The sequence below is a fragment of the Actinomycetota bacterium genome (assembly GCA_030776725.1).
GTDB lineage: Bacteria > Actinomycetota > Nitriliruptoria > Nitriliruptorales > JAHWKO01 > JAHWKW01.
This window is the reverse complement of record JALYHG010000037.1, coordinates 1-2240: the sequence shown is the minus strand read 5'-3', so window position 1 is coordinate 2240 and position 2240 is coordinate 1. Positions and strand designations below refer to the sequence as shown.

The 2240-nt window shown below is 70.4% G+C and carries 3 protein-coding genes; 2 read left to right on the top strand and 1 reads right to left on the bottom strand.

Features of this window, described 5'->3' with window-relative positions:
• On the bottom strand, positions 1-198 hold a 198-nt coding region (locus tag M3N57_01470; GenBank protein MDP9021374.1), incomplete at its 3' end, for a hypothetical protein.
• Between the two features lie 112 nt (positions 199-310).
• On the opposite strand from M3N57_01470, the gene M3N57_01465 reads away from it, so the two are divergent.
• Complete coding sequence (locus M3N57_01465; GenBank protein MDP9021373.1) at positions 311-763, top strand: hypothetical protein; 453 nt, start codon at positions 311-313, stop codon at positions 761-763.
• Positions 763-1965 (top strand): peptidoglycan DD-metalloendopeptidase family protein, encoded by a 1203-nt coding sequence (locus tag M3N57_01460; protein ID MDP9021372.1) that lies wholly within the window; start codon positions 763-765, stop codon positions 1963-1965. The genes M3N57_01465 and M3N57_01460 overlap by 1 nt, the downstream gene beginning before the upstream one ends.
• Positions 1966-2240 lie beyond the last annotated feature (275 nt).

The following is a 2240-nucleotide window of genomic DNA, read 5'->3' as shown; positions in this document are numbered from 1 at the left end:
CCCCCACGTCACCCCCTGGGTGTGGGCCCGATTCGCGGCCAGCGCCCACGTCGCCCCACCAATGACCACCACCCCGGCTGCGAACAGCAGCGCGGCCAGTGTCAGCCCGTGGAGCGCGGAGATGATCTGGTCGTAGTTGGGGATCCACTGCTGCCCCTGGGATGGATCGAGGGGCGGGACCTGCGCGAGCAGCGACACCTCTCACCTCCTGTGCGCCGGGTCCCGGGCTCTGCGGGAACCCGTGTGCAGGGAGTCCCTGGGCCAGGACCTCTTCCGTGACAGCCCGTGCAGCCACCGCACGGCTTGTCACTTGGCTTACCCCCCGACGAGGGACTCCCTGTTGGTACTCGGAGGAGCAATGCGGACCGCTGTCGCAGCCCTGACCGTCCTAGTCCTCGCCGACTGCGCCACCGACGGCAGGCTGCAGACTGGAACCGCGATCACGCGCGTCGCGATCGGCGATCTCCCCCAAGAGCCGGCCCACGGTCCTGAGCTGCTGGCCGAACCGGTGCCAAAGGTGGAGTCGAAGGACGCGGTGGCGGTCGCGGTGGACCTCGTCGTCGACGGACTCGTGGAGCAGGGACTCGTAGTCCTCGACATAGGTGCGGAGCCCGTCGATATCCGCCCAGGCAGCGCCACGGTGCGGATCGCCGTGACGCACGCTTCGGAAAGCGGTGGTCTTCACACGTCGGGGTACGAGCTCTACCTGCTCCGAGACACCAACGACCGCTGGATCAGCGCCGGCTTCCGCCAGCTCCAGTGATGCGCCGCGCCGCGCTCGTCTTCGCCGCGGCTGCGTTAGCGCTGCCGCTCGGAGTGGTGGCCTCCCCCGAAAATAGCGGCGGCTATCTGGGTCCCTTCGACCCATCCGCGGTGACAGGAGAGATCCCGAAGCCGACGCTCTATGCCTACCTCGACGCCGCCGCGCGGTGGGACCTCGACTGGGCGCTGCTCGCCGCCGTCGGCAAGATCGAATGCGACCACGGCCGGCTGCGCGCCGCCGGATGCTGGCCGCCCGGCACCATCAACCACGCCGGCGCACGAGGCCCCATGCAGTTCCTCGGCTCCACTTGGCGGGCCTCCGCCGGACGCTACCAGGTTGACGTCGCCGGTCCACCGGCCGCCGAAGGACACGGATACGCGACCGACGGCGACGGAGACGGTATCGCCGACCCCTGGAGCACCTACGACGCCGTCCACGCCGCCGCCCGCTTCCTCGTCGATCTCGGCGGGCGCGACGACCCACGGCGGGCCGCCAAGGGCTACAACGCCGGCCCCGCCAACCCCAACCCCACCGCCGGGGAGGCCTACGCCACCAAGGTCGTCGAGCTCATCGCCCGCTACCACCAGCTCGCAGGTGCCGGCGGGCCTGGAAGCCCCACGCCAGCAGTAGTCAGCGACGGCTTCGCGCTCCCCTTCGACCCGGCCGGACTCCACGCCGTCACGACCGGCACCACGCCGCCCCGCGACCCCGAATGGCAGCTCGTCAAACCGCACCACTCCGCAAGGGTCGCCGCCGACATCCCCCTACCGGTCGGCACCACGCTGTACGCCCTGGCCGGCGGCGCCGTGACCTGGGCGGGCGAGATGGGCGCCTGCGGCTACGGCGTCGCCATACGCCACGCCGACCAGCACGCCACGATCACCTACTGCCACCTCTCCCGCGTCGACGCCAACGCCGGAGATGTACTCACGGCAGGCCGGCCCATCGGCCGCTCCGGCGGCGCCCCCGGCGCCCCAGGCGCCGGCAACTCCACCGGCCCCCACCTCCACCTACAAATCGAAACGCCAACAAGCCGCCGCTGCCCCCAAGCCATGCTCCTCGGCCTCTGGCGCGGCTGGCCAGTCCCCACCATCTCCGCGCTCCGAACCTCCGGCTGCACCTACACCGGAAACCCTCCGCCACCCGCGACCCCAGTGCCAGTCCCGCCTGACCTCCCCATTCCGTCGCAGAAACCGGCATGAGCGCAGCCCACCAAACCGCAGTCGAATGACAGCGGCGCGACCGGGCCCGGACAGGGCGTCGACTGTCGGGGTGAACCATCCCAGCGGTTCACCGAGCCGACGCCCCCGCATGCCTGGAGCGTCAATTCATGGCCAGATGGTGTCAGACGTGAGCCCTGGCCGCGTCCGGTGATGGGGGAGTGTCACAACGATCGGCCGACCGGAGCAATTACCTGTGGGAGATCCCAGGAGGTATAGGTCCGGATGGACGTGCCGACACATTTCGGAATCCCGAG